This window comes from Microbacterium sp. str. 'China' (assembly GCF_002993305.1).
In the GTDB taxonomy this organism is placed as follows: Bacteria; Actinomycetota; Actinomycetes; order Actinomycetales; family Microbacteriaceae; genus Microbacterium; species Microbacterium paraoxydans.
Genome location: NZ_CP027434.1, coordinates 3,421,345 through 3,447,066 on the forward strand (window position 1 = coordinate 3,421,345; position 25,722 = coordinate 3,447,066).

Annotated in this window: 22 protein-coding genes; 11 read left to right on the forward strand and 11 right to left on the reverse strand. The window is 70.6% G+C overall.

Going from position 1 to position 25,722, the window contains the following annotated elements:
- Positions 1–105 precede the first annotated feature (105 nt).
- Entirely contained in the window at positions 106–693 is a 588-nt protein-coding gene (locus tag C6C15_RS16680) for an Lrp/AsnC family transcriptional regulator (protein WP_234024180.1), read from the forward strand.
- Between the two features lies 1 nt (position 694).
- Here C6C15_RS16680 and C6C15_RS16685 read toward each other — a convergent pair whose 3' ends face one another.
- Complete coding sequence (locus C6C15_RS16685) at positions 695–1,054, reverse strand: hypothetical protein (protein WP_231919542.1); 360 nt, start codon at positions 1,052–1,054, stop codon at positions 695–697.
- A 65-nt stretch (positions 1,055–1,119) separates the two neighbouring features.
- Between C6C15_RS16685 and C6C15_RS16690 the strand changes: the two genes are divergently transcribed.
- Together C6C15_RS16690 and C6C15_RS16695 are read left to right on the forward strand one after the other, a co-directional pair.
- On the forward strand, positions 1,120–2,025 hold the full coding sequence (locus tag C6C15_RS16690; RefSeq protein WP_105950686.1) for a hypothetical protein: 906 nt from the start codon (positions 1,120–1,122) through the stop codon (positions 2,023–2,025).
- Positions 2,022–3,110 carry a hypothetical protein gene (locus tag C6C15_RS16695; RefSeq protein ID WP_105950687.1) on the forward strand — a complete coding sequence of 363 codons (1,089 nt, stop codon included), beginning with the start codon at positions 2,022–2,024 and terminating at the stop codon, positions 3,108–3,110. Before C6C15_RS16690 ends, C6C15_RS16695 begins: the two co-directional genes overlap by 4 nt.
- Positions 3,111–3,334: 224 nt before the next feature.
- Here the strand turns inward: C6C15_RS16695 and C6C15_RS16700 are convergent, their stop codons facing one another.
- Complete coding sequence (locus C6C15_RS16700) at positions 3,335–4,648, reverse strand: glycosyltransferase (protein ID WP_105950688.1); 1,314 nt, start codon at positions 4,646–4,648, stop codon at positions 3,335–3,337.
- Between the two features lie 63 nt (positions 4,649–4,711).
- Between C6C15_RS16700 and C6C15_RS16705 the strand changes: the two genes are divergently transcribed.
- Positions 4,712–5,350 carry a TetR/AcrR family transcriptional regulator gene (locus C6C15_RS16705; protein ID WP_105950689.1) on the forward strand — a complete coding sequence of 213 codons (639 nt, stop codon included), beginning with the start codon at positions 4,712–4,714 and terminating at the stop codon, positions 5,348–5,350.
- A 4-nt stretch (positions 5,351–5,354) separates the two neighbouring features.
- On the opposite strand, the gene C6C15_RS16710 is transcribed toward C6C15_RS16705, so the two are convergent.
- Both C6C15_RS16710 and C6C15_RS16715 read right to left on the reverse strand, forming a co-directional pair.
- Positions 5,355–6,101, reverse strand: a complete 747-nt coding sequence (locus tag C6C15_RS16710; RefSeq protein ID WP_105950690.1) for a 3-hydroxybutyrate dehydrogenase — start codon at positions 6,099–6,101, stop codon at positions 5,355–5,357.
- Positions 6,098–7,483 (reverse strand): MFS transporter, encoded by a 1,386-nt coding sequence (locus C6C15_RS16715; RefSeq protein ID WP_060922062.1) that lies wholly within the window; start codon positions 7,481–7,483, stop codon positions 6,098–6,100. Before C6C15_RS16715 ends, C6C15_RS16710 begins: the two co-directional genes overlap by 4 nt.
- 103 nt (positions 7,484–7,586) lie before the next feature.
- Between C6C15_RS16715 and C6C15_RS16720 the strand changes: the two genes are divergently transcribed.
- Positions 7,587–8,498: a LysR family transcriptional regulator gene (locus C6C15_RS16720; protein ID WP_060922063.1), complete on the forward strand. Its 912-nt coding sequence runs from the start codon at positions 7,587–7,589 to the stop codon at positions 8,496–8,498.
- Positions 8,499–8,505: 7 nt separating this feature from the next.
- Here C6C15_RS16720 and C6C15_RS16725 read toward each other — a convergent pair whose 3' ends face one another.
- The 6 genes from C6C15_RS16725 to C6C15_RS16750 form a co-directional block, all read right to left on the reverse strand.
- Positions 8,506–8,910 (reverse strand): arsenate reductase ArsC, encoded by a 405-nt coding sequence (locus C6C15_RS16725; protein WP_105950691.1) that lies wholly within the window; start codon positions 8,908–8,910, stop codon positions 8,506–8,508.
- A gap of 77 nt (positions 8,911–8,987) precedes the next feature.
- Entirely contained in the window at positions 8,988–9,659 is a 672-nt protein-coding gene (locus tag C6C15_RS16730) for a hypothetical protein (protein WP_105950692.1), read from the reverse strand.
- 216 nt (positions 9,660–9,875) lie between these two features.
- On the reverse strand, positions 9,876–10,322 hold the full coding sequence (locus C6C15_RS16735) for a DUF779 domain-containing protein (protein WP_234024181.1): 447 nt from the start codon (positions 10,320–10,322) through the stop codon (positions 9,876–9,878).
- Between the two features lie 14 nt (positions 10,323–10,336).
- Positions 10,337–11,887, reverse strand: coding sequence for an acetaldehyde dehydrogenase ExaC (gene exaC / locus C6C15_RS16740; protein ID WP_060922067.1), 1,551 nt, complete (start codon positions 11,885–11,887; stop codon positions 10,337–10,339).
- Between the two features lie 171 nt (positions 11,888–12,058).
- On the reverse strand, positions 12,059–13,381 hold the full coding sequence (locus C6C15_RS16745; RefSeq protein WP_105950693.1) for a GAF domain-containing protein: 1,323 nt from the start codon (positions 13,379–13,381) through the stop codon (positions 12,059–12,061).
- 79 nt (positions 13,382–13,460) lie between these two features.
- Positions 13,461–14,027: a TetR/AcrR family transcriptional regulator gene (locus tag C6C15_RS16750; RefSeq protein ID WP_060922069.1), complete on the reverse strand. Its 567-nt coding sequence runs from the start codon at positions 14,025–14,027 to the stop codon at positions 13,461–13,463.
- Between the two features lie 70 nt (positions 14,028–14,097).
- Here C6C15_RS16750 and C6C15_RS16755 point away from each other — a divergent pair, with 70 nt between their 5' ends.
- The 5 genes from C6C15_RS16755 to treZ all read left to right on the forward strand — a co-directional run bounded on the left by C6C15_RS16755 (position 14,098) and on the right by treZ (position 21,321).
- Positions 14,098–14,667 (forward strand): dihydrofolate reductase family protein, encoded by a 570-nt coding sequence (locus C6C15_RS16755; protein WP_060922070.1) that lies wholly within the window; start codon positions 14,098–14,100, stop codon positions 14,665–14,667.
- A gap of 105 nt (positions 14,668–14,772) precedes the next feature.
- Positions 14,773–15,057: a hypothetical protein gene (locus C6C15_RS16760; RefSeq protein ID WP_060922071.1), complete on the forward strand. Its 285-nt coding sequence runs from the start codon at positions 14,773–14,775 to the stop codon at positions 15,055–15,057.
- On the forward strand, positions 15,054–17,228 hold the full coding sequence (glgX, locus tag C6C15_RS16765; protein ID WP_060922072.1) for a glycogen debranching protein GlgX: 2,175 nt from the start codon (positions 15,054–15,056) through the stop codon (positions 17,226–17,228). Before C6C15_RS16760 ends, glgX begins: the two co-directional genes overlap by 4 nt.
- Positions 17,225–19,573 (forward strand): malto-oligosyltrehalose synthase, encoded by a 2,349-nt coding sequence (gene treY / locus C6C15_RS16770; RefSeq protein WP_105950694.1) that lies wholly within the window; start codon positions 17,225–17,227, stop codon positions 19,571–19,573. The genes glgX and treY overlap by 4 nt, the downstream gene beginning before the upstream one ends.
- Positions 19,570–21,321, forward strand: coding sequence for a malto-oligosyltrehalose trehalohydrolase (gene treZ, locus C6C15_RS16775; RefSeq protein ID WP_105950695.1), 1,752 nt, complete (start codon positions 19,570–19,572; stop codon positions 21,319–21,321). The genes treY and treZ overlap by 4 nt, the downstream gene beginning before the upstream one ends.
- 88 nt (positions 21,322–21,409) lie before the next feature.
- Here the strand turns inward: treZ and C6C15_RS16780 are convergent, their stop codons facing one another.
- On the reverse strand, positions 21,410–22,837 hold the full coding sequence (locus tag C6C15_RS16780) for a CCA tRNA nucleotidyltransferase (RefSeq protein ID WP_105950696.1): 1,428 nt from the start codon (positions 22,835–22,837) through the stop codon (positions 21,410–21,412).
- A gap of 243 nt (positions 22,838–23,080) precedes the next feature.
- Between C6C15_RS16780 and C6C15_RS16785 the strand changes: the two genes are divergently transcribed.
- Positions 23,081–25,642, forward strand: coding sequence for a purple acid phosphatase family protein (locus C6C15_RS16785; RefSeq protein WP_060921351.1), 2,562 nt, complete (start codon positions 23,081–23,083; stop codon positions 25,640–25,642).
- Positions 25,643–25,722: the final 80 nt, after the last annotated feature.

Consider the following 25,722-nt stretch of genomic DNA (forward strand, 5'->3'; position numbering starts at 1 on the left):
ATGTGGACGACCGGGGATCAGATTCGCATCATATGCGACGATGTGTCCAGCAAGTGCGCGTCACACAGGCACGCATTGTCGAGAACCTCGGATGTGAGGAGCAATATGTCCAGCAAGGACGCGGATCCGTCGAAGCAATCTGGACGAAGTGCCGCCCCCTTGGACGAGACGGCGTACAGAATCCTCGATGTGCTGCGCGATAACGGTCGCGTCTCGATCGCCGCGCTGGCCGAGAAGGTGGGCATCTCGCGGGCCAGCGCGTACACGCGGGTCGAGTCGCTCGTGCACGACGGCGTCATCACCGGATTCAGCGCACGCGTGGATCAGGCCAAGGCGGGGCTGTCGATCGGGGCCCTCGTCTTCGTGACGGTCATGCCGCAGGCCTGGGCGTCGTTCCGGGAGCGGATCATCGAGATGCCGGACGTGGAGTGGTGCGCGATCACGACCGGGGAGCACGACGCGATGCTGCTCATCCGCGCGGTCGACGTGAGCGGTGTGCACGAGTTCTCGACGGGGGTCATCGCGCAGCTTCCCGAGGTGCGGACGGTGGTCAGCGTCGTCGTGCTCGACGAGGTCATCCGGCGGCCCTACCTGCTTCCCGGCGACCTGCCGGAGCGGCAGACGGAGGTTCCGCTCGGGATGACGCGATGGACGCCCGCCTCGCCGGGGCGGGACGCGCTCCCGCCGCGCTGAGTCAGGCGGCCGGGATCTCCTCGACGACGCTGAGCTGCGGGAGGCCGTGCATCTCGTAGTGCTCCACCAGGCGGATGCGGCCGTCCTCGGTCAGCTCCAGCTCGCTCTCGCCGTCACCGGTGACCACGGTGCCGTCGGCCCTGAGCACATGGACGAACGAGACCCAGATCGTGTCGCCGGTACGCGTACCCACGAACTTCCCGAAGGTGACCGTGTCGCCCTCGTAGCCGCCCCAGATCGCGCCGTCGCGTTCGAAGTACTCGAAGACGCTGGGGGCATCGGGATCGACGGCCGATGTCGTGGACGAGACCATGCGGAAGCGTCGGCCGTCGAGGGAGGGGAGAGTGGCGGTGGCAGTCACCCCTCGATTATGGGGGATCGACGGCCGCGGCTCGCGTCGTCGGACGCGGCCGGTACCGTGGTCGCATGGAGTGGATCGCAGACCCCGGCGTCGGCGCGTGGCTGCGGGAGACCCTCGACGACGGTCTGGGCAGCATGCACGCGGTCGTCCCCCGCGGCTTCCCCGCGTACGCCCGGATCTTCCATCCCGCCGCGGTGCGGGAGAGTCCCACGGCGGCGGATCCCGAGGTGCGCGTCAGCTGGGCGGACACCGCGGCCGCCTTCGGCACGACGATGCACGCAGAGGCGCAGTGGCACCGGATCGTGCGCACTCCCATCGACGCCGACTGGCGGACCCGCATCGCTCCGGACGGCCGCGAGTTCACGGCGCCGATGGAGGGCGCGCTCGACAGCGACCTCGTGACGGTCCTGGCCGGGCACCTCGCCGCCCACACCGCGACACCGGACGACGGGGTCGTCGCACTCTGGGAGGGGTTCGGCGGTCTGGTCGGCTTCTTCGGAGACGGGCCGTCCCGTGTCTTCCTCACGTTCAGCGAAGACCCGCACCATCAGGCGATGCTCGACCGCAGCACGCACGACCCCTTCAACAACGTCTTCCGGAAGCCCACCTGGCAGGACGGCATCCTCTCGCGCGAGATCTCCGAAGGGCCCCGGCTGCAGCTCCCCGGGCGCGACTACGTGCTGTTCTCCGGGGGTACCAGGGCCTTCGCGGATCCGGACTGGGTGCTCGGCGTGCCGTGGCGCGACCGGGTCGGCGAGGAGCACGGCTTCCCGCCCGCCGCTCAGAGCCCGAACATCCTGTGGCCCGCCGATCGCGCCTGGGTGATGGTCTCGGAGATCGACTACGACTCCACCATCGTGGCGGGCTCGCCCGACCTCATCCGCGCGATCTGCACGGACGAGCGGCTGGAGGCGAAGGCACTTCGCGAGGGCGCCGACCTCACGTGGGACGCCGACGAGGTCAACCGATGACGTCTCCGCAGGCGTCGGCGTCGTTCGATGCGCGGCCCCTCACCGACCCGGTCGACCCGGCCGCCGTCCGCGCCTTCACGGCGGAGCTCCGGTCCCGGCGGACGACCGGCATGGCGGTGTCGTCGATCATCGCCATCGTGGCCGTGGCGATCGCCGGGGTCGTGCTGCTCCCGATCCTCGCTTCCGTGGTGGTGGCGCTGGCAGCGAGCAGCGGCTCTCCCGCCGCAGCGGCGATCCCGCTCGTGCTCCTCTTGCTGGTGGCCGCGGGAGTGGGGGTCCTCATCTGGATGGGCGTCCGCAACGCGCGCACCGCCCGGTACCGCCTGCACCGGTTCGCCCAGGCCAACGGCATGACCTACGAGCCGCGCGTCGACGATCCACCGCTGCCCGGCATGATCTTCCACCTCGGCCGTTCGCGGCTGGCCACCGACCTGGTCCGCGGGGCGAACCCGCGCTTCGTGGAGTTCGGCAACTACCAGTACACGGTGCAGTCCGGGAAGAACTCGACGACGTATCGCTGGGGCTACGTGGCCGTGAAGCTGGACGTGCCCCTGCCGAACATCGTGCTCGACGCGAAGGGCAACAACGGCTTCGGCTCCAACCTGCCGGCCTCGTTCCAGCGGGCGCAGCGTCTGTCGCTCGAGGGCGACTTCGACCAGCACTTCATCCTGTACTGCCCTGACGGCTACGAGCAGGACGCGCTCTACCTCTTCACGCCCGACATCATGGCGCGCTTCATCGACAACGCCGCGCAGCTCGACGTCGAGATCGTCGACGACTGGCTGTTCCTCTACACGCCCCGCCGCGCCTCCACGCTCGACCCGGCGACCTGGGCGTGGCTGTTCGGGACGGTGGGGGCACTCTTGACCAAGCTCGACCAGTGGGCGCGGTGGCGCGACGACCGTCTCGCCGCCGCCACGACGCCCGGCGGCCACGCGCTCCCGTTCGCTCCGCCGGCCGGGATGATCACTCCACCGCCGGGTGTCGCGCCGCAGGGTCGGCGCCTCAAGCGCACGGGCACCTGGGTGCCGATCCTCGTGGTGATCGGATTCGCGGTCTTCTGGATGCTCAGCCGCTGGAACTGACGACGAACCCGATGTGGGGGTGGGTGCCGTTCTGGGGAACCGACGCCCACCCCATCCCCCCTCGGGATCGAAAGGAATTCGACGTTCCCTCCGCATTGACGGTTCGACCGTCCCGCCCGTGGTCAGCTGGGGACTGACGCTGCGTGGCGATACCCGGATGGTATACCGGCGGACGTTGCACCCGGTTGCGTTCATGCGCGGGAATGCACTTTCCCGCGCGGCGCTCAGCGGTGCATCGAGCTGTCGGCCGCGGCCCCGCTCGCGGTCTCCACGGCCAGGACCGCGTCGAGCGTCTGCCAGGCGCCCGCAGCGCGCATCGCCTCTCCGACCTGCCGCGCGCGATCCCTGAACGTCGGCTCGGCCAGCACCCGGCGCACGGCTTCGGCCACCTGCCCGGGCTTCGGCGCGTTCGTCCGCAGGTTGATGCCCACCCCGGTCCACCCGACTCGGGCGGAGACCTCGACTTTGTCCTCCGTCTGCCCCGCGACCACCAGCGGGACGTCGTGGGCCAGGGCCTGCTGCACCCCGCCGAAGCCTCCGTTGGTGACGAACACGTCGACCTCCGGCAGCAGCCGGTCGTAGGGCAGGTACTCGGCGACGCGGACGTTGGCCGGCAGCTCCGCCGGGAGCGCGTCGACAGGGCGCCCACCGGTGGAGACGACCACGAGGGCGTCCGTCCCAGCGAGCCCGGCGATGGTCGGCAGCACGAGCTGACCGAAATCGGCGTTGGCGATGGTGCCCTGACTGACGTGGATCACGGGCCGCCGTCCGTCCAGGTCGGACCACCACTCGGGCAGTGGCACGCTCGACGACGCCGCGGGCAGGGGTCCGGCGAAGTGCACGGACGCCGGGAGGTCGGAGCGCGGGTACTCGAACGCCGGCACCGAGAACTGCACGTACGCGTCGGCGCGGCCCGCCCAGTCGAGCACGAATCCGCCGAGATCGCGGCCGACCGCTTCGCGCGCCATGGCGTCGGCCTCCTTCTGCACGCCGCCGAAGATCACGCGCTCCGCCACGGTACGGAGGAAGGCGTTGCGCATCCGGCCGAGCGGCCCGCGCATCGGCGTGACTCCGAGCCCGAACGGGGCCGTGTCGACGCTGCGGGCGCCGAGCGGGAAGATCCCGAGGACCACGACTGGGGGCCGCTCGGCCTTCGGCAGCCGCTGCAGCAGCGCCGCACCGACGAACAGCGGTTCGGTGAGGACGGCGTCGATGCGGTTCCGCGCCAGCTCGGCGCGCACGGCGTCGAGCTGAGCCCTCCCCGGGCGGATGAAGAGAGTGCTCATGTCGAAGCGGAGGGCGGCCACCCCGGTGAGGCCTTCGCGCTCGGGGAACGCGCCGTTCGCGTCGTCGAGGTCGACGTCGGCCTCCGTCGGCAGCGGGCGGAACCGCGCTCCCGCCGCGGTCACCTGCTCCTCGTAACGGGTGCTCGTGAGGAAGAGGACCTCGTGCCCGCCCGCGACCAGGTGCCTGGCGACCTGCAGCAGCGGGAGCACATGCCCGTGGGCGGGGGTGCAGGTGAGGAGGTAACGGGACATGGCGGCTCTCTCGATAGGGTTGGTTGTACCGTTGAAGTATTCATCACCCTTTGAGGAAAGTCAATGACGTCGAGTGCACGCCCCTACCGCTCCGCCCTGCGGACCCGACAGGCCGAGGAGACCCGCGCGCGCATCGTCGCGGCAGCCGCCCGCCTGTTCGCCGCGCAGGGATACCAGGCGACGACGATCTCGGCGATCGCCAAGGAGGCCGGCGTCTCCGCGGAGACGGTGAAGACCACGGCGGCGAAGGCGGAGTTGCTCATCGCCGCCTTCGAGGTCACCTTCTCCGGCTCGGAGGCCGCCGAGACCCTCGCCGACACCGAGGCCGGCTCCGGGCTGACCACCCTTCCCGACGACGTCTTCCTCGACGCCGTCATCACGCAGATCGCCGCCGCGAACGAGCGCGGGCATGCCCTCTGGACGGTCCTCCTGGGCGCGGCGCTCTCCGACCCGGTCGTCGATGCCGCCCTGCAGCGCATCCTTGCGAACCGGGCGGCGGACTACCGGGGGTTCGCGGCGGAACTGCAGCGCCGGGGCATCGTCGACTCGGACCACGACGGCGACGCCCTCGCCGACGTGCTGTCGTTCCTGCTCTCACCGGAGAGCCACCAGCAGCTCGTCGTGCAGTCCGGCTGGTCGCCGGACCGCTATCGCTCCTGGCTGCGGAGCGCTGTGCTCGCCGCGGCCTCTCCGTCGGCGTGACGGCTCACCGCGCGGACCAGCCGCCGTCCATCGTGTAGCTCGCGCCGGTCACCATCCCGGCGGCGTCGGCGGCGAGCCAGACGGCAAGGCCCGCAACCTCCTCCGGCTCCACGAGGCGTTTGATCGCGGCTTCGGTGAGGAGCACCTTCTCCAGGACCTCGCTCTCCGGAATGCCGTGCACCCGCGCCTGGTCGGCGATCTGGCGCTCGACGAGAGGCGTGCGCACGTATCCGGGATTGATGCAGTTGCTCGTGACGCCGTGCGCGGCACCCTCCAGCGCCGTCACCTTCGACAGCCCTTCCAGGCCGTGCTTGGCCGCCACGTAGGCCGCCTTGAACGGCGAGGCGCGAAGACCGTGGACGCTCGACATGTTGATGATCCGCCCGAAGCCCCGCTCGTACATCCCCGGGAGTACGGCCCGGGTCAGCAGGAACGGCGCCTCGAGCATCAGCTGCAGGAGAAGCGAGAAGCGGGCGGGGTCGAAGTCCTCGATCGGGCTGACGTGCTGCACGCCCGCGTTGTTGACGAGGATGTCGGTGTCGAGGCGGAGTGCGGCCAGTGCATCGCGGTCGGTGAGGTCGACCTGCCACGCCTGCCCGCCGATCTCGTCGGCGAGGGCTTCGGCCGCGTCACCGTCGATGTCGGCGATCGTCACGCGGGCGCCCGCCTGCGCGAAGGCTCTCGCGCAGGCGGCACCGATCCCGCTCGCTCCCCCGGTGACGAGAGCACGACGTCCGTGCAGATCCGTCATGCGGCACTCGCAGCCGCGGTGCGTGCGTTCGTGCGGGCGGCATCCGCGTCGTCGATGGCCTGCAGGGACACGCCCTTCGTCTCCCGCAGCGAGAGCACCGCGATCGCCGTGACGATGCAGGCGAACACGATGTAGAGCGCGATCGGCAGCCAGGAGCCGAAGTCCCGGAGCCACTGGATCGCCAGGATCGGCGCCAGCGACCCGGCGAGGATCGCCGTGACCTGCGACCCCAGCGAGACGCCGGAGTACCGCATCCGCGTCGGGAACAGTTCGGCCATGACCGCCGGCTGCGGCGCGTACATGAACGCGTGGAAGCAGAGGCCGATGGTGACCGCGAGCACGATGAGCCCGGGGTTCAGGGTGTCGAACATCGGGAAGGCGAAGAAGGCCCAGGTCGCGCTGAGGATCGCGCCGGTCAGGTACACGGGCTTGCGGCCCCAGCGGTCGGCGAGCCGCCCCGCCTGCGGGATGATCGCGAAGTGCACGACATGCGCGATGAGCAGAGCGAGCAGCAGCTGACTGGTGTCGTACTCGTGGACGGTCTTCAGGTAGACGATCGTGAAGCTGACGACGATGTAGTAGACGATGTTCTCGGCGAAACGGAGGCCCATCGCCTGAACGATCCCGATCGGATACCGGCGCAGCACCTCGACGACGCCGTAGGAGGTGGCCTTCTCCGCCTCGACCTGCGCCTTCGCCTCCAGGAAGATCGGAGCCTCCTCGACGTTGCGGCGGATGTAGTAGCCGACGAGCACGATCACCGCGGAGAGCCAGAAGGCGATGCGCCAGCCCCACTCGAGGAACGCCGCCGAGCTCATCGCCCACGAGCTCACGAGGAGCACGAGCGTGGCGAGCAGATTGCCGACGGGAACCGCGGCCTGGGGCCAGCTCGACCAGAACGCGCGCGACCGGTCGGGGCTCTGCTCCGCGACCAGGAGGACGGCCCCGCCCCACTCGCCCCCGACAGCGAAGCCCTGGATGAAGCGCAGCGCGACGAGCATCGCGGGCGCCCAGTAGCCGATGCTCTGGAAGCCGGGGAGGCACCCCATGAGGAAGGTCGCGGCGCCGACGATGATGATCGTGGCCTGCAGCGTGGGCTTGCGGCCGAAACGGTCGCCGATCTGACCGAAGACGATGCCGCCGAGCGGCCGCGCGATGAAGCCGACCGCATACGTCACGAAAGCGGCGATGATGCCGTCGAGCGGCGATCCGGTGGCCGGGAAGAAGTAGGTGCCGAAGACGAGGCTGGCGGCGGTCGCATAGAGGAAGAACTCGTACCACTCGACGACGGTGCCGGCCATGGAGGCGGCGACGACGCGCTTGAGCTTCGAGGAGGACGGGGCGGCGGCGGGGTGACCGGAGGCGCGGGTGGGGGCGGTCATTTCTCTCCTTCGGTGTCGACGGTGACACATCCGTTCCAGTGTCGGCACCGGCTCGACTTGCAGCAATGCCCAGTGGCGCGCAGCGGCTGTGCATAATTGCAGCATGGATGCGGCGAAGAGGCCTCGTGCCGACGATCTGCTCGTGCTGCTCGCCGTCGCCCGCACCGGCCGGTACACGAGCGCCGCCGCACACCTCGGTCTCGATCACACGACGGTGGCGCGCCGCATCGCCGCCCTCGAGGACGCGCTCGGCGGACGGGTCGTCGCGCAATCCGCGTCCGGGTGGGAACTTACCGACCTCGGGCGCACCGCCGCCGAGACGGGTGGACGCATCGAGGCCGCGCTGTCCCAGCTCGACTCCGCCCCCGGCGAGACTCCTGACCCGATCGCCGGCGTCGTGCGCATGTCCGCCACCGACGGCTTCAGCGCCTACATCGCCGCCCCCGCGATCGCAGAGCTGCGCCGAGCACACCCACGGCTGACGGTCGAGATCGTCGCGGCCACGCGGAGGGCCGCCGAGCACCGCGCCGGGCTCGACCTGGAGGTGGTCGTGGGCGCGCCCCAGACCCGCCGCGCGCAGGCCGTGAAGCTCGGCACGTACACCCTCGGTATGTACGCCTCGCGGGACTACCTCGACCGGACCGGCACCCCGGCATCGCGCGCCGAGGTGGAGCAGCACCGACTCGTGTACTTCGTCGACTCGATGCTTCAGGTGGATGCGCTCGACCTTCCGCGCCGCCTCGTCCCCGGCATGCAGGACGGCCTCACCTCGACCAACGTCTTCGTGCACGTCGAGGCCACCCGCGCGGGAGCCGGGATCGGCCTGCTCCCCTGCTTCGCCGCGGACCGGCACCCGGATCTTGTGCGCCTGCTGCCCGAGGTCTTCGCCGAGAAGCTCCCGTACTACATGGTCGCGCGGCCCGAGTCGCTGCGGCTCCCCGCGGTCGCGGCGCTCGCCGAGGCCCTGCGTGCCCGCACGCGTGCCGCGAAGGCGATGCTCGACGGGGCCGGCTGAGCGCCGGTCAGAGCAGCTCGGACACGAGGGTTTCGATGCGGCCGCGGATGTCGTCGCGGATCGACCGGACGGCGTCGATCCCCTGGCCGGCAGGGTCGTCGAGCACCCAGTCCTCGTAGCGCGTGCCGGGGAAGAACGGGCAGGCGTCACCGCAGCCCATCGTGATCACGACGTCCGACGCCTGCACGGCCTCAGTCGTGAGCACCTTCGGCTGCTCGGCCATGATGTCGATGCCGACCTCCGCCATCGCCGCCACCGCGACGGGGTTGATCTCCGCAGCGGGCATCGACCCGGCGGAGCGCACCTCGATGCGGTCGCCGGCGAGGTGCCGGAGGAAGCCGGCGGCCATCTGCGAGCGCCCCGCGTTGTGGACGCAGACGAAGAGGACGGAGGGTCGGTGCGGTGCGTTCACGGGGCCAGCGTATCCCGTTCGAATCGCCTGATTGGCTGCATCTCCGGCCGAAATGGGACCAATCGGGCGATTCGAAGTCAGTACCCGTGCTCGACGGCGAAGTCGCGCAGGACGCCGTCGGTGCCGTCGCCGCCGAGGAAGGTCGAGGTCTGCAGCGTCACCGTCTCGGTGAACCCGTTCGGACCCGGCACGGTGATCTCCAGCGGATAGGTACCGCCGAACGCGGGGATCCGCGGCACCTTATCGCCATCCGCGAGAGCCCGGGCCGCGAGGAACGCGGCGCTGACGTCCACATCGTGGATGCGGTATACCGTGTCAGCGGGGAGGAGCTCGACGCCGCTCGCGTCCAGCCCGAAGTCCTCCTCGGAGGTCACGATGGCGTAGTCGTCCGCACCCCGTTCGTTCGCGCTCGTCCGTCGGAGCTCGACCGTGTCGGTGTGCTCGGCGCCCGCCATCTCGTAGGTGACGGTCGCAGTGCCGCTCTTCCCGTCCTCCGTCGCCGTCACGTCGTCGACGGAGAGGATCTTCGGCCGGTCCTCGATCTGCGTGTAGACGCCGCTCCTGGTGAGCAGTAGAGCGAGCGGCTGCTCGAAAGCCACCGCCGGGTAGAGGTTCTCGGCTGCGCTCTCCTCGTCCCCGGCGGCGAGGAGCGCGAAGACGAAATCGACGGAGGAGCGTACGCCGTCCTCTGCCGAGAAGAGCTCGACATCGGTCGACGACGGCGTCGGAGACGGCGGGGCGGCAGGCATGCAACCGACCAACACCAGGGCCAGAACCACGGCCGGGGCCAGGACGCTCGGCAGTCGTCTCCGGGGAGATCGGGACGAGCTCATGTGCACCTCGGATCGGACTCGGCGTCGTGGCCGGCCTTCCGCGGCACGGCTCCCCGAGCCTACGGAACGGGATCGGCGCCGATCAACACCGCGCGCCCATCGCTCCCCGGCGAACCGGCCGGCAGGGACGTGTCAGGCCAGGCCGAGGCCCGCCAGCTCGGCGGGGTCGAACATCCGCGAGCGGATGAGGAACCGCATCCCCGTCGGACCTTCGACGCTGAACCCGGCGCCGCGTCCCGGCACGACATCGATCGTCAGGTGCGTGAACTTCCAGTACTCGAACTGCGAGGCCGACATGAAGACCTCGACCGGACCATCGAGTCCCAGGTCAAGGGCACCGAGGAGCACGTCGCCGGGGCCGGTGAGGAACATCCCCACCGGGTAGCACATGGGCGCGGAGCCGTCGCAGCAGCCGCCGGACTGGTGGAACATGAGCGGCCCGTGCTGCGCGGTGAGCTGCCGGACGAGCGCGGCGGCGGGGTGGTCACCGCGACGCGGGCGGGCGTGATCGGACTGGCCATGAGACTCCTTGCGTAATGCCGGGGTGCGGGACGGCAGCTGCGGCCCGCCGTCCCGCACCCCAGCGTCGACGATCAGAAGAAGCCCATCGGGCCTTCCGCGTACGAGACGAGGAGGTTCTTCGTCTGCTGGTAGTGGTCGAGCATCATCTTGTGGTTCTCGCGCCCCACCCCCGACTGCTTGTACCCGCCGAACGCGGCATGGGCCGGGTACTGGTGGTACGTGTTCGTCCACACGCGACCCGCCTCGATCGCCCGGCCTGCGCGGTACGCGGTGTCGCCGCTGCGACTCCACACCCCGGCCCCCAGGCCGTACAGGGTGTCGTTCGCGATCGAGATCGCGTCGTCGAAGTCGTCGAACGAGGTGACCGAGAGCACCGGACCGAAGATCTCCTCCTGGAAGATCCGCATGTCGTTCGTCCCCTCGAACACGGTCGGCTGCACATAGAAGCCGTCGCTGAGGTCGCCGCCGAGGTCGGCGCGCTCGCCTCCCGTGAGCAGCCGGGCCCCGCCCTGCTTCCCAATGTCGATGTAGCTGAGGATCTTCTCCAGCTGATCGTTCGAGGCCTGCGCGCCGATCATGGTCGCGGGGTCGAGCGGATTGCCCTGCACGACCTTCTTCACACGCTCGAGGCCGTCGGCGAGGAACCCGTCGTAGATCGAGCGCTGGATGAGGGCGCGTGACGGGCAGGTGCAGACCTCGCCCTGGTTGAGCGCGAACATCGTGAAGCCCTCGAGCGCCTTGTCGTAGAACGGGTCGCTCGTGGAGCGGGCGACGTCCTCGAAGAAGACGTTCGGGCTCTTGCCGCCGAGTTCCAGGGTGACGGGGATGAGGTTCTGCGAGGCGTACTGCATGATGAGGCGGCCGGTCGTGGTCTCCCCGGTGAAGGCAACCTTGCGGATGCGCTTGTGCTGGGCGAGCGGGGCGCCGGCCTCGATGCCGAAACCGTTCACGATGTTGACGACTCCGGCCGGCAGCAGGTCGCCGATGATGTCGAACAGGAACAGGATCGACGCGGGCGTCTGCTCCGCGGGCTTGATGACGATGCAGTTGCCCGCGGCGAGCGCCGGCGCCAGCTTCCACACGGCCATGAGGATCGGGAAGTTCCATGGGATGATCTGCCCGACGACGCCGAGCGGTTCGTGGAAGTGGTATGCGACGGTGTTCTCGTCCAGCTGGCTGATGCCGCCCTCCTGCGCGCGGAGCACCCCGGCGAAATAGCGGAAGTGGTCGATCGCGAGCGGGATGTCGGCGGCGAGGGTCTCCCGCACGGGCTTGCCGTTCTCCCAGGTCTCGGCGACCGCGATCTCCTCCAGGTGCTGCTCCATCCGGTCGGCGATGCGGTTCAGGATCACGGAGCGCTCCGCGGGGCTGGTCTTGCCCCAGGCGGTGAAGGCCTTCCAGGCGACGTCGACGGCGCGGTCGATGTCCTCCACGGTGCCGCGGCCGACCTCGGTGAAGGGCTTGCCGTTGACGGGACTGATGTTCTCGAAGTACTGGCCCTTCGCGGGCTCGACGAACTCGCCGCCGATGTAGTGGCCGTAGCGGGGCCGATAGTTCGCGACCGCTCCGGGCTGCCCGGGGGCCGCGTAGGCGAGGGACACGTCTTCTTCGACGATGGTCATGGGGGTCTCCTTCGACGGGGGCGCCGCGGCGTCGATGCCACGGTGTTCCCTCGACGCTAGGCCGTCGCCCGTTGCACTCCCGCTGCGCAACGTTGCAGCCGGTTGCACCCCGTTCGAATCGCGCACTGTGCTGCATCCGCGGCCGAAATGGGGCCAATCGGGCGATTCGAATCAGGTGAGGCGCTCGATCCGGGTCACGAGGCCGGCACGACGCGGCGAGCGCGCCGGCAGCATCTCCAACGCGAGCCGCAGCACCTCCGCGTCCTCACTGCCCTCGGGGGTGTCGGCGTAGGCGAGCAGCACGTCCAGACTCGCCCCCGACAGCATGACCTCCCGCAGCGCCGCCCGGACCGAGTCACGGAACTCCTCCACGCCGGGTGAGGCCGACTCCGGCAGCACCGGCCCCCGATACGCCGTCAGAGCGACCCGGTGCGCCCCGCGATCCAGGAGGGAGAGCACGTCGTGGGCGTCGGTCTCCAGCGGCACCGGAAGACGATAGGGGCGGGACTCCGGCACGAGATCGGGGGCCGCCCGCTCCAGGACCTTCCGCAGACGCACCATCTCCGGCCGCAAGGTGTCCGGCGAGACCCCAGGGCCGTAGACGAGCTCGGCGAGTCGGTCGGCGGAGAGTCCCTGGCGGTGCACGGCCAGCATCAGGAGGATGGCGGCGTGCCGGGCGCTGAGCTCGGTGACCGCCTCCTCGTGCGCCGACACGGTCTCCAGCCGGGCGCGGTCGCGTCCGAGCACGTGCAGTCGCGCGCGGGCGAGGGGTTCCGGCGGCGTCCTGCCGGGCAGTCGTCGAGCCGGAGGCTCCGCCCGTCTCTGCATCCGGGCCACGAGGAGCTCGGACTCGACCGCTCGCGCCGTCGCGTCGACGAGCAGCCGGGCCTGCGGGGTCACCACCTCCGGTCCCCCGGTGATGTCGATCACGCCCAGGACCCGCTGCGTCTCCGGGTCGCGCACGGGCGCCGCGGTGCACGACCACGGGTGCACCAGTCGGTTGTAGTGCTCGGCCCCGCGGATCTGCACCGACCGTTCCAGGGCGAGAGCGGTGCCGGGGGCGCTCGTGCCCACGGCGTCCTCCGCCCAGTTCGCGCCGGCGACGAACCCCATGCCCTCGGTGAGGGACCGCAGCTGCGCGTCGCCCTCGATCCACAGCAGGCGCCCGGCCTGGTCCCCGACGGCGATCACGACCCCCGAGTCCTCGGAGTCGCCGGGAAGCAGCAGCGCGCGGATCATCTCCATCGCGGAGGCGAGTGGATGGTCCAGGCGATAGGCGTCAAGCTCGTCCTCGTGCAGATCGAGCGGCGGCAGCCCCTCCGGGCCGACGCGGCGACGCCAGGACCGCTCCCACGACTCACGCACGAGCGGACGCACCTCGCGGAGACGGTGATCGTCGAGATTCCCGGCGATGAGCTCCTCGTGCGCACGCTCGACGAGGAGGCGAGACGCCGTCGGCGACGCCTCCCGCGGATCGTGCCACGTCGCAGACACGCGTTCTCCGTTCCTGGAGCCGGGAGCGTGCCCTCAGTGTACGAGCAGGATCGACCGGGCGGAACAGCAGCGGCGGCGGTCAGGGCAGCAGCCCGGCCACGAGATCGTCGATCACGTCGTCGGTCGAGGTCTCCGGGTCGATCGGGGTGGTGAGCCGGTCGAGCAGCAGACCATCGATCGCGTAGTGGAACAGGGCGATCTCCCGCCGACCCCCGGGGAGACCCGCCGCGACGTTGAAGGCGACGTCCGCATCGAAGCCGGCACGCTGCCAGGCCCCGAGCACGGCGGCGAGTTCGGGACGACGAGCGCTCTCGAGCCGCAAGGCGAACAGGGCGAGGGTCACGTCGCGATCAGCCGTGAGGCGGCGCACGATGTCCCGGATGTAGTCGGCGAAGAGCTCCCGGCTCGGCGTGATCTCGGCCCTCCGCTCCAGGTCCTCGGGCGTCGGAGCCAGGCGTTCCCCGATGCGGTCGACGAGACCCTCGATCAGCGCCTCCCTGCTGCGGAAGTAGTTCGACGTCGTCCCCGCGGGGACGTCCGCCTCGGCGTCGACCGCGCGGTGTGTGAGCCCCCGGGATCCCTCGCGGGCGAGCACCGCCAGCCCCGCATCCGCGATCTGCCGTCGTCGCGGCTCATTCCTCGCCATGCCGCCACCCTAGCGCAATCACTACGACTGTTGTACTCTCAACCGCAACAGATGTAGTGATTGGAGAACGATGCGAGAGCTCGTGTACTACGCAGCGGTGACCCTGGACGGGTTCATCGCCGGGCCGGACGGGGAGTTCGACGCCTTCCTCGTCGAGGGCGACCACATGGACGGCATCAATGCCCGCTTCGCCGACACCCTGCCGACCGTGGCCGCCGAAGCCCTCGGCATCCCGCAGCGCAACGACGTGTTCGACACCGTGCTGATGGGCAGGAACACCTACGAGGTGGGCGGGCTCGCGAGCCCGTACCGGCACCTGCGGCAGATCGTCTTCAGCCGCACCCGCACCGCCGCGGCCGAGAATCTCGAGGTGACGGCGGAGGACCCGGTGCAGGTCGTGCGGCGCCTCAAGCGCGAGGAAGGCGGCGCGATCTGGCTGTGCGGCGGCGGCTCTCTCGCGGCGACGCTGGCCGACGAGATCGACCGGCTCATCCTGAAACGGCAGCCGCTGCTCTTCAGATCCGGGATCCCGCTCTTCGGCGACCGCCCCTATCGTCCGGAACGGTTCGATGCCGTGGAGACGACCCCCTATGAATCGGGCGTCGTGGTGACGGAGTACGTGCGACGGCGCGGGGAGTGATCCTGCCGTCAGCGGGTGCGTAGCCGGTCGAGGCCCGGATGGCAATACCGTTCTCGAATCCGTTCCCGGTTCCTATCGTGGTCCCATCACGAGTCAGGAGGCGCCATGAACGTCCACACCCCCACCAGCACTGGCTCCTCGCAGCGCGCCGACGCGGCCCACCCCGCCGCGACCGAGCCGGCCTGCGAGCGGATCGACTTCGACCGGTACGTCGTCGCGCACGACGCTCCCGTCGGATACATCGAGGTCGTGCCGCCGCTCTATGTCTGCTACCTCGGACACCCGTATCCTCGGGCTGTGGAGATCGCTCAGGTGTACGACTACGACCATGCCGTCAGCATCGTCAGTGCCATGGCCGCGGGTTCGCGCGACCACGCCCTCGCCGGATGAGCCGGGAGGTCTGGCCCGGGTCCGCGTACCCGCTGGGGGCCACCTTCGATGGTCAGGGCACCAACTTCGCCCTCTTCAGCGAGGGCGCGGAGCGCGTGGAACTCTGCCTCTTCGACGCGGACGGCACGGAGACACGGGTGCCGCTCACGGAGGTCGACGCGTTCGTCTGGCACGGCTACCTGCCCACGGTGCAGCCGGGACAGCGCTACGGCTACCGGGTGCACGGCCCCTACGACCCGGCCCAGGGACAGCGGTTCAACCCGAACAAGCTGCTCCTCGACCCGTACGCGAAGGCCGTCGCCGGCGACATCGACTGGGGTCAGTCCCTGTTCGGCTACGACTTCGGCGACCCCGATTCCCGGAACGACGACGACTCCGCGGCCGCGATGGCGAAGGGCGTCGTCGTCAGCCCGTTCTTCGAGTGGGGCGGCGACCGGCCCCTGAAGACGCCGTACGCCGACACGGTGATCTATGAGGCGCACGTGAAGGGGCTCACCCAGCGGCATCCCGAGGTGCCGGAGGAGCTCCGCGGGACCTACGCCGGCATCGCGCATCCGGCGGTCGTCGAGCACCTCCAGCGCCTCGGCGTCACCGCCTTGGAGCTGATGCCCGTGCACCAGTTCGTCAACGACTCGGTGCTGCAGGACAAGGGCCTGTCGAACTACTGGGGCTACAACACCCTCGGCTTCTTCGCCCCGCACAACGCCTATGCCGCCGGTGGTCAGGACGGCCAGCAGGTGCAGGAGTTCCGCGCCATGGTGCGCGCGCTCCACGAGGCCGGGATCGAGGTCATCCTCGACGTGGTCTACAACCACACCGCGGAGGGCAACCACCTCGGCCCGACGCTCTCGATGCGCGGGATCGACAACGAGGCGTACTACCGCCTCGAAGAGGACAAGCGCTACTACACGGACTACACCGGCACGGGCAACAGCCTGAACGCGGGCAACCCGCACGCCCTGCAGCTGCTCATGGACTCGCTGCGGTACTGGGTGACCGAGATGCACGTCGACGGCTTCCGCTTCGACCTCGCGGCGACCCTCGCCCGCGAGTTCTACGACGTCGACCGCCTGGCAGCCTTCTTCGAACTCGTGCAGCAGGATCCGATCGTCTCCCAGGTGAAGCTCATCGCCGAGCCGTGGGACATCGGACCCGGCGGCTATCAGGTGGGCAACTTCCCGCCGCAATGGACGGAGTGGAACGGCAAGTACCGCGACACCGTGCGCGACTTCTGGCGCGGTGAGCCGCAGGCACTCGGCGAGTTCGCCTCCCGCCTCACCGGCTCCGCCGACCTGTACGAGCACTCCGGCCGGCGCCCGGTCGCCTCCATCAACTTCGTGACCGCGCACGACGGCTTCACGCTGCGCGACCTCGTCTCCTACAACGAGAAGCACAACGAGGACAACGGCGAGGACAACAACGACGGCGAATCCCACAACCGCTCCGACAACATGGGCGCGGAGGGGCCGACCGACGACATCGACATCAATCGCCGCCGCGCGCGTCAGCAGCGGAACTTCCTGGCGACGCTGCTGCTCTCGCAGGGCGTGCCGATGATCTCCCACGGCGACGAACTCGGCCGCACGCAGCACGGCAACAACAACGGCTATGCGCAGGACAACGAGCTCACCTGGATCGACTGGGAGGCGGCCGACCTGCCGCTCGTGGAGTTCACAGCGGCGGTCGCACGACTCCGGCACGACCATCCGACCTTCCGCCGCAGCCGCTTCTTCGACGGACGACCGGTCGCGGACGAGGACGGCGAGCGCATCCCCGACGTCGTGTGGCTGCGACCGGACGGCGCCCGCATGACCCCGGAGGACTGGGACTCGGGCTTCGGCCGCTCGGTCGGCATGTTCCTGAACGGTCGCGGGATCCGCGAGAACGACCGGCGAGGGCGACCCGTGGAAGACGTGAACTTCCTCGTCTACTTCAACAGCGGGGACGAGCCCGTCGACCTGGCTCTTCCCGACGACCGCCACGGCGCGGAATGGCTCGTCGCGGTGGACACCGCCGGCGAGCTGGGCGATCGGAACCTCCGGGCCCGCGACACCGTGCCGCTCGAGGGCAAGGCCATGCTCGTGCTGCAGGAGATCGACGGCGAGCCCGTCGACACCGACGACTCCGTCGACGCCTCGCTCCGTGCGCAGAGCGAGCAGGCCGCCTCATGACCGACCGGCCTCTGTCGACCTATCGCCTCCAGATCAGCGGCAGCTTCCCCCTCGAAGCGGCGGCCGATGTGGTCGGCTACCTCGCCGAGCTCGGCGCGTCCTGGGTGTATCTGTCGCCGCTGCTGGCGGCGACGCCGGGTTCGAACCACGGCTACGACGTGGTCGACCACGCGCGCATCGATCCGGACCGAGGGGGCGAGGACGGTCTCGTCCGGTTCGCCTCGGCGGCGCGCACGGCCGGCCTCGGCATCCTCGCCGACATCGTCCCCAACCATGTGGGCGTCGCGGTGCCGCGGCAGAATAGATGGTGGTGGGAGGTGCTGCGACTCGGCCGGAAGACCCGTCATGCCGCCGCCTTCGACATCGACTGGGCGGCGGGCGACGGACGCCTCCTGCTCCCGCTGCTGGGCGCGAGCCCGGAGGAGGTCGTCGCCAACGGCGAGCTCGACGTCGACACCACCCCGGCCGCCGATGCGCCGGACGGGGTGCTGCGCTACTTCGAGCATGAACTGCCGCTCGCCCCCGGCACGGCGGCGCTGGCCGACGACCTCCCGGCACTCCTGGCGGCCCAGAACTACGAGCTGCGATTCTGGGAGGACCAGAACACCGATCTCACGTACCGCCGATTCTTCGCGGTCTCCGAACTCGCCGGCATCCGGGTGGAGCGCCCCGACGTCTTCGCGGAGTCGCATCGGGAGATCCTCCGCTGGCTCCGGACCGGACTCGCGGACGGGCTGCGGGTGGATCATCCGGACGGCCTCGTCGACCCCGGCGCGTATCTGGAGCAGCTCGCCGACGCGACAGGGCGCGCGTACACGCTCGTGGAGAAGATCCTGGAGCCCGGCGAGGCCCTGCCCGCCTGGTGGCGGACCGACGGCACGACCGGATACGACGCGCTGGCCGAGCTCGATCGTCTGTTCGTCGACGCGGAGGGGGTGGCCGCACTGGACCGCCTGGACGCCCGGCTCCGCGCGGAGACCGGCCTCCCGGACGCGCTCCCCTGGCACGACCTCATCCACGACACGAAGCGGATGATCGCCGACACGCTCCTGGCCGCCGAGGTGCGCCGGCTGGTCCGCACGCTTCCCCACGGGATCGTGCACGCGGACGACGCACTGGCGGAACTCCTCGCCTGCTTCCCCGTGTACCGCTCCTATCTCCCGGAGGGCCGCGAGCACCTGCGCGCCGCCTTCGCGGAGGCCCGTCGCCGACGCCCCGACCTCTCCGCCGCCTTCGCCGCGCTCGAACCGCTCCTGGTCGAGCCCACCCTCGAGGTCGCGCAGCGGTTCCCCCAGGTGAGCGGCGCCGTGATGGCGAAGGGCGTGGAGGACACCGCGTTCTACCGGTTCACCCGGCTCGGAACGCTGACCGAGGTCGGCGCCGACCCGTCGATCCCCGCCCTGTCGGTCGAGGAGTTCCACGACGCACAGCGGGCACGACTGGCGGCCTGGCCGTACTCGATGACGACGCTCTCCACGCACGACACGAAGCGCTCGGAGGACGTGCGGGCGCGCCTGTCCGTGCTTTCGGAGATCCCGGAGCGGTGGGGCGAGGTGCTGGCGGAGCTGCGCGCCGTCGCGACCACCGGACACGGCCCCCTCGACGCGCTCATCTGGCAGGCTGCCGTCGGCGCGTGGCCGCTGCCCTCCGACCGGCTCCTCGCCTACGCCACGAAGGCCGCGCGCGAGGCCGCCGAGCGGACCACCTGGCAGCATCCGGACGCGGCCTTCGAGGAGGGTCTGGCCGCGATCGCACGATCCGTGGAAGGTGACGCCGCGCCGATCCTCGACCGGTTCGTGGCGGAGATCGTCGATGCCGGCCGTTCGAACTCCCTCTCCGCCAAGCTGCTGCAGCTCACCGGTCCCGGCGTGCCGGACGTCTACCAGGGCACCGAGCTCTGGGACCTCTCGCTCGTCGACCCCGACAACCGTCGACCCGTCGACTTCGCTCTGCGCGCTCGGATGCTGCGGGAGCTCGACGCGGACCACGCTCGCGGTGTGGTCCCCCCGATCGACGACTCCGGTGCCGCCAAGCTGCTGGTGACCTCGCGGGCCCTGCGACTGCGGCGGGACAACCCGGAGCTCTTCCGCTTCTACCGGCCGGCCGTGGTCGAGGGTGCGGCCGCGGACCACGCCGTCGCCGTGCACCGCGGCGGCGCGACCGCCGTGGCCACGCGACTGCCGGTGACGCTGGCGCGCCGCGGCGGCTGGGGTGACACGGTCCTGATGCGCCCGGAGCTGCCGGGGACCGACCTCCTCACCGGTCGGCGGATCCCGCCGGGACCGGTGCGGCTGGCGGAACTGCTCGACACGTATCCGGTCGCCCTGATCGAGCTGGCCCAATGATCTCGGTGTGGGCGCCGCGGGCGAGTCGTGTGCGGGTGCGACGCCTCGACGACGCGGGCACGACCGTGGAGGAGCGCGAACTCACGGCCGCGACGGAGGGGCACTGGACCGCCGACCTCGCCCTCGCGGACGGTGAGCGCTACGGCTTCCTGCTCGACGACGGCGACGACCTGCGCCCGGACCCTCGCTCGCGGCGGCAGCCGGACGGCGTGCACGGCGCCTCGGCGGCGTTCGACCCCGCGGCCTTCGCCTGGACCGATGCCTCCTGGACCGGACGCCAACTCGCAGGCGGGCTGATCTACGAGCTGCACCTCGGCACCTTCACGCCGGAGGGCACGCTCGACGCGGCGATCGGCCGCCTGGCGCATCTCGTCGAGCTCGGCGTCACCCATGTCGAGCTGCTTCCCGTCAACGCCTTCAACGGCTCCTGGAACTGGGGATACGACGGCGTGCTCTGGTACGCGGTGCAGGAAGAGTACGGCGGCCCCGCGGCCTACCAGCGCTTCGTCGACGCCGCCCACGCGCACGGGCTCGCCGTCGTGCAGGACGTGGTCTACAACCACCTCGGCCCGAGCGGCAACTACCTCCCCCTCTTCGGTCCGTACCTGCGCGAGGGCGAGACCAACACCTGGGGCGACTCGGTGAACCTCGACGAGCCCGCGGTGCGGGAGTACATCCTCGACAACGCCCTGATGTGGCTGCGCGACTTCCACGTCGACGGACTCCGGCTCGACGCCGTGCACGCCCTGCACGACCGGCGGCCCGTGCACCTGCTGCGGGAGCTCTCCGAACGGGTGGACGCCCTCTCCGCGCAGCAGAACCGGCCGCTGACCCTCATCGCCGAGTCCGACCTCAACGACCCGACGCTCATCCTGCCGCGGGAAGCCGGGGGCTACGGACTCACGGCGCAGTGGTCGGACGACTGGCACCACGCCGTGCACGTCGCGCTCACCGGGGAGACCGCCGGGTACTACGCCGACTTCGCCGCGGCCGAGGCGGTGGCCAAGGTGACGGAGGGCGGGTTCTTCCACGACGGCACCTTCTCGTCCTTCCGGGATCGTCCGCACGGGTCCCCGATCCCCGCCGAGGTGCCGAGCTGGCGGCTGGTGACCTTCGCGCAGGACCACGACCAGATCGGGAACCGCGCGGCCGGGGACCGGCTCTCCGCCACCCTGTCCCCCGATCGGCTCGCGGTGGCCGCCGTCCTCACGCTGACGGCCCCGGGCACCCCGATGCTCTTCATGGGCGAGGAGTGGGGCGCGACGACACCCTGGCAGTTCTTCACCGCCCACCCGGAGCCGGAGCTCGGCCGCGCGGTCGCCGAGGGCCGCACGGCGGAGTTCGCCCGCATGGGCTGGGATCCGGATGCGGTCCCCGACCCCCAGGATCCCGACACCTTCCGCCGCTCGCACCTCGACTGGGCGGAGGCCGAGGCGCCGGTGCACGCGCGCCTGCTGGCGCTGTACCGCCACCTCGCACGACTGCGGCGAGCCCGACCGGAGCTCACCGACCCGGACTCCGCGCACACGACGGTCGAGGTCCGGGAGACGGACGGCCGCCCCGAGCACCGCGTCTACCGCATCGATCGCGGAGGAGTGTCGGTGCTCGTGAACCTCTCCCCCACCCCCGCCTCGTTCGCGGTCCCCTCGACGGCCGAGATCCTCCTCACAACCCTCCCGCTCGCCTCCCCGTCGCGCACCCTCACGTCCCTGACTCTCCCCCCGGACGCCGCCGCCATCATCAACTGAGGTCGACCCACCCCTCTGCGGTCCTCCCGGCCCTCTGCGTGCGTGCGTAAGGGGCCGGGGTGCGCGGAAGGGGGTGGGTCGGCAGGAGTCAGCCGCGCGAAGCCCACCACTCCCGGAGACGCTGCTCCGCGACGTCCTCGCCCAGCACGCCCTCATCGAGGCGCAGATCGAGGAGGAAGCGGTACGCCTCGCCGACCTCCCGGCCCGGAGAGATGCCGAGGACCTCCTGGATGCGGTTGCCGTCGAGCTCAGGACGGATCGCGTCGAGCTCCTCCTGCTCGCGGAGCGCCGCGATCCGGGACTCGATGTCGTCGTAGGCGGCGGCGAGCCGGGCGGCCTTGCGCTTGTTCCGCGTGGTGACGTCGGCGCGGGTGAGGATGTGCAGGCGCTCCAGCAGGTCCCCGGCATCGCGGACGTAGCGGCGCACGGCGGCATCCGTCCACGCCCCCTCCGCATAGCCGAAGAACCGCAGATGCAGCTCGATCAGGGTCGCGACGGCATCCGTGGTCGCCGAGTCGAAGCGCAGGGCCTGCAGCCGCTTGCGGGCCATCCGGGCGCCGACGACGTCGTGGTGGTGGAAGGTCACCGCGCCGCCAGGCTCGAGCTTGCGCGTGCGGGGCTTGCCGATGTCGTGGAGCAGAGCCGCGATCCGCAGCGGCACGTCCGGCGCGGCCCCGGGGTTCCTGGCGTGCTCGAGCGCGATGGCCTGACTGAGCACCGTGAGGGAGTGCTCGTAGACGTCCTTGTGGTGGTGGTGCTCGTCGACCTCGAGCTTGAGGGCGCTGACCTCGGGGAGGAACTCCTCGATGAGTCCGGTCTCGACCAGCACCCGGATGCCGCGGACGGGGTCGTCGGTCTGCATGAGGCGCACGAGCTCGGACTGCACGCGCTCCGGGCTCACGATCTTCAGGGTCTCGCGGAGCTCGGTGATCGCCCGCTCCGTGTCCTCCTCGACCGTGAAGCCGAGCTGCGCGCTGAACCGGGCGGCACGCAGCATCCGGAGCGGGTCGTCGCCGAACGACACCCGGGGGTCCGTCGGTGTCCGCAGCACGCCCGCCACGAGGTCCTCGACCCCGCCGGTCGGGTCGACGAGCTTCACCGCGGGCACCTGGAGGGCCATCGCGTTGACCGTGAAGTCGCGGCGGACGAGGTCGCCGTCGATCGAGTCGCCGAACTCCACCGTGGGCTTGCGCGTTACGCCGTCGTAGCTGTCGGCGCGATAGGTCGTAATCTCGACCTGCTCGCCCCGCACCCGGGCGCCGATGGTCCCGAAGGCCCGGCCGATGTCCCAGTGCGCGGAGGCGACCGGCTTCACGATCGCGAGGATCTCGTCCGGCGAGGCGCTCGTCGTGAAGTCCAGGTCGTGCGTCTCGCGGCCGAGCAGCGCATCGCGCACCGGACCGCCGACGACGGCCAGCTCGAAACCGGCTCCGTCGAAGGCCTCCGCGAGGGTGCGGACGACGGGATTCTCGGCGAGCGCGCCGAGACGGGCGAGGCCGTCGGCCATGTTGAGCATGGGTTCCAGCGTACCGGCCCGCTTTCCACCCCTCCCGGCCCGGGCACGACTTCGGAGCTTCCGGCCGACGCGCCGGCTCCGAGCCGGTACCCCCGGCGTGTCACGGGCGATCTCCGAAGCTGTGCCCGCCTGCGCCCCGTTCACCTCCCCGTCGCCTCGATGTCAGACCTCCGTCATCCGGCTCCGCTGGGCTGGGGACGCCCCGTGCGGCTGAGCACGGACACCCACCCACGAAGGACAGACATGACCTCCCCCACCCCTGCGGTGCGGTGGCGGCGTCGCGGACTGACGTCCGTCGCGCTGCTCGCCGTGCTCGGCGGCGCCGTCGTCGCCCCCGCGGCCCTCGCCGCGCCCGACCCCGAGGTGCCGACCGGATCGCTCGTCACCGGCGACACGCCCTGGCACTACCTCGACGACGGCTCCGACCCGTCCCCCGCCCCGGCCGCGCTGCGCGACTGGACCCTGCCCGCCTACGATGACAGCGCGTGGAAGACCGCACCCGGCTCGTTCGGCGCCAAGAGCGGGGCGCTCGCCCCCGTCGGGCCGCACACCCCGAAGACGCTCCTCAACCACTACCTCGACGGCTCGGCGGCGCCGACGGTGCCGACGTACTTCTTCCGCACGACATTCGAGTTGGAGGCCGGGGTCGCCGACCAGGTCGCCGCCCTGCAGAGCACCGTCACCTTCGACGACGCGCTCATCGTGTGGATCAACGGCGAAGAGGTGGCCCGCTACGTCGACGGCCGGATCACCGACACGACAAACGTCGAGTACGCCGGCGACTCCAACGGCGACCCGCTCACCAGCACGTTCAGCGCCGAGGGCGACCTGCTCCGCGACGGCACGAACACGATCGCCGTGTCGCTGTTCCAGGACCGCGCGTCGAGCTCCGACATCTACTTCGACATGTCGTCGCTCACCCTCGTGAAGGCCTCCGACCCCGGCACGCCCGTAGTCGCCCCGCCGACCCGCGTCATCCTCACCCCGACCGAGAAGCCGGAGGTGTCGCAGTCGTTCTCCTGGCTCGCCGGTGACGCCTCGCACACGGTCGGCCAGGTCGAGATCGGCCTCGCGACCGGTGGTGCCACCCGCACGGTCGACGCATACGACGCCGGTGTGGTGAACGGCAACCCGAACAAGCACTTCTCGGTCACGGTCACCGACCTCGCCCCCGCCACCGCCTACCGCTACCGGGTGGGTCTCCCCGGGAGCTGGAGCGACTGGTACGAGTTCCGCACGGCGGACCCGAAGGCGAGCGACTTCCAGTTCATCTACTACGGCGACGCCCAGATCGGTCTCGACACCACCTGGCCGAGCGTCGTGAAGCAGGCCGAGGCGCAGGCTCCTCGCTCGATCGGCTCCGTCCACGCGGGCGACCTGATCAACACCTCCAGCAACGAGAACGAGTGGGTCAACTGGTTCAAGGGCATGAAGGACTCCGCCGTGCGCACCAACGTGATGGCCGCTCCGGGCAACCACGAGTATTCCGGCGACAAGCTGCTCACGGCCTGGAAGGCCGCGTTCGAGTACCCGCACAACAACCCGTCGACGAGCTCCATCGGCGAACTCGCGAACCTCGCGAAGGGCGACTCCGAGGTCGCGCAGCAGTACCGCGCGTTCTTCGACCACTGGAGCTCGTTCGCCGCCGAGACCGCGTACTACACCGACTACCAGGGCGTTCGTTTCATCACCCTGAACGCGACCCGCGATACGACCTTCCTCACCCCGGCGGGGCTCCCGTCCTGCACGGGCGCGGAGTGCCCGTCGTCGCAGATCGGCACCCTGTGGACGCGCTTCCAGGCCGCCTGGCTCGACCTGCTGCTGCAGAACAGCCCGTCGAAGTGGAACGTCGTCACGTTCCACCAGCCGGTCTTCTCGGCCTCGGCCGGTCGTGACGAGCCGGTGCTCCGCGCCGAGTGGCTGCCCGTCTTCCAGCGCAACGACATCGACCTCGTGCTCATGGGCCACGACCACACGTACGCCCGCGGCTACGTGAACACGGATGCGACCGAGACCCCCGGTCTCACGACGGGCCCGGTCTACGTCGTGTCGAACTCCGGCGCGAAGCATTACGACCTGGAGACCCCGGAGAAGAACGTCTGGACCAACAACGGCGCCACCCAGGTGCTGCGCGGTCAGGGCGTGACGACGTACCAGGTGATCGACGTCTCGAAGAACCAGCTCGTCTACCGGTCGTACCTCGCCGAGAAGCAGCCGGACGCCACGACCGACCTCCCCGTCGGCGCCGTCTACGACACGTTCACCGTGACGAAGTCCGACGCGGGTGAGAAGTGGGTCACCGAGGCCGGTGTCACCCCGCCGGTCACGGAGGAGCCGGAGCCGGAGAAGCCCGCGACGGTCGGACTGGGCGCGTCCTCGGTTGCGGCCGGCGGCACGCTCGCGGTGTCGGGAAGCGGCTTCGCGGCCGGCGCCGAACTCGCGCTCGAGCTGCGATCCGATCCGGTCTCGCTCGGTACGGTCACGGTCGCGACCGACGGCACGTTCTCGCGCACCGTCACCATCCCCGCCGGCACCCCGGCCGGCACCCACACCCTCGCCGTGATCCTCCCCGACGGCACGGAGGTGACGGCCTCCCTCACCGTCACCGCGGCGGCCGGGGGCGGAGCGGTCGTCCCCGATGAGAGCGACTCGGGTGGCGCGACCGACGGCGACCTCGCGACGACCGGTGCCGACAGCATGCCGTTCGTCATCGGGGCCATCGTGCTGCTCGCCGCCGGCCTCGGCCTGTTCGCCCTGCGTCGCCGCCGTGCGACAGCGGTGGTCGAGACGACGGAAGCCGGGTAACCCGGTCGTCTGTCCCTCCACGGGCGCCACCGGTCCTCCGGCGGCGCCCGTGCCGTCTCCCCCGGCTCTCGCCTCGGACC

Bases quoted from the DNA above. Each gene is read 5' to 3' on its own strand.
- C6C15_RS16730 (WP_105950692.1), bottom strand. From the start codon at position 9,659: ATGCCTGCCGCCCCGCCGTCTCCGACGCCGTCGTCGACCGATGTCGAG.
- C6C15_RS16710 (WP_105950690.1), bottom strand. From the start codon at position 6,101: ATGACGGATCTGCACGGACGTCGTGCTCTCGTCACCGGGGGAGCGAGC.
- glgX (WP_060922072.1), top strand. From the start codon at position 15,054: ATGAGCCGGGAGGTCTGGCCCGGGTCCGCGTACCCGCTGGGGGCCACC.
- C6C15_RS16690 (WP_105950686.1), top strand. From the start codon at position 1,120: ATGGAGTGGATCGCAGACCCCGGCGTCGGCGCGTGGCTGCGGGAGACC.
- C6C15_RS16715 (WP_060922062.1), bottom strand. From the start codon at position 7,483: ATGACCGCCCCCACCCGCGCCTCCGGTCACCCCGCCGCCGCCCCGTCC.
- C6C15_RS16760 (WP_060922071.1), top strand. From the start codon at position 14,773: ATGAACGTCCACACCCCCACCAGCACTGGCTCCTCGCAGCGCGCCGAC.
- C6C15_RS16750 (WP_060922069.1), bottom strand. From the start codon at position 14,027: ATGGCGAGGAATGAGCCGCGACGACGGCAGATCGCGGATGCGGGGCTG.
- C6C15_RS16700 (WP_105950688.1), bottom strand. From the start codon at position 4,648: ATGTCCCGTTACCTCCTCACCTGCACCCCCGCCCACGGGCATGTGCTC.
- C6C15_RS16785 (WP_060921351.1), top strand. From the start codon at position 23,081: ATGACCTCCCCCACCCCTGCGGTGCGGTGGCGGCGTCGCGGACTGACG.
- treZ (WP_105950695.1), top strand. From the start codon at position 19,570: ATGATCTCGGTGTGGGCGCCGCGGGCGAGTCGTGTGCGGGTGCGACGC.
- C6C15_RS16680 (WP_234024180.1), top strand. From the start codon at position 106: ATGTCCAGCAAGGACGCGGATCCGTCGAAGCAATCTGGACGAAGTGCC.
- treY (WP_105950694.1), top strand. From the start codon at position 17,225: ATGACCGACCGGCCTCTGTCGACCTATCGCCTCCAGATCAGCGGCAGC.
- C6C15_RS16780 (WP_105950696.1), bottom strand. From the start codon at position 22,837: ATGCTCAACATGGCCGACGGCCTCGCCCGTCTCGGCGCGCTCGCCGAG.
- exaC (WP_060922067.1), bottom strand. From the start codon at position 11,887: ATGACCATCGTCGAAGAAGACGTGTCCCTCGCCTACGCGGCCCCCGGG.
- C6C15_RS16755 (WP_060922070.1), top strand. From the start codon at position 14,098: ATGCGAGAGCTCGTGTACTACGCAGCGGTGACCCTGGACGGGTTCATC.
- C6C15_RS16695 (WP_105950687.1), top strand. From the start codon at position 2,022: ATGACGTCTCCGCAGGCGTCGGCGTCGTTCGATGCGCGGCCCCTCACC.
- C6C15_RS16720 (WP_060922063.1), top strand. From the start codon at position 7,587: ATGGATGCGGCGAAGAGGCCTCGTGCCGACGATCTGCTCGTGCTGCTC.
- C6C15_RS16705 (WP_105950689.1), top strand. From the start codon at position 4,712: ATGACGTCGAGTGCACGCCCCTACCGCTCCGCCCTGCGGACCCGACAG.